Consider the following 401-nt stretch of genomic DNA (forward strand, 5'->3'; position numbering starts at 1 on the left):
GGTCCAAGCCGGTGACGGCATTGGCGACATGGGCGGTGATCGTCGCCGTGCCGGCGCCCTCGTTGACGCTGACGTCGGCCAGCGTGATGGCGGTCGTGTCGATGGTGTCGTGCACCGTCACCGTCGCCTTATCGGAAGTGTCGAGCGCCTCGAAGTTGCCGCCGCTGGTGCCGCTGACGCCGACCTGGTAGCTCTCGCCGTCGACATAGGGATCGTCGCCCTGCACCGCGAAGGCGGTCGAGACGCCGCTGGTGGCGCCGACCGCGATGGTGACGCTGGCGCCGTTGTCGAGGCTGATCACCAGGTCCAAGCCGGTGACGGCATTGGCGACATGGGCGGTGATCGTCGCCGTGCCGGCGCCCTCGTTGACGCTGACGTCGTCCAGCGTGATGGCGGTCGTG

At 68.8% G+C, this 401-nt stretch carries 1 protein-coding gene; it reads right to left on the reverse strand.

Annotation, left to right across the window (positions count from 1 at the left end; genetic code table 11):
- The coding region (locus EN859_RS38475; protein WP_189502500.1) for an immunoglobulin-like domain-containing protein at positions 1–401 on the reverse strand (401 nt) is incomplete at both ends.

It is taken from the genome of Mesorhizobium sp. M00.F.Ca.ET.216.01.1.1 (genome assembly GCF_004010325.2).
In the GTDB taxonomy this organism is placed as follows: domain Bacteria; phylum Pseudomonadota; class Alphaproteobacteria; order Rhizobiales; family Rhizobiaceae; genus Mesorhizobium.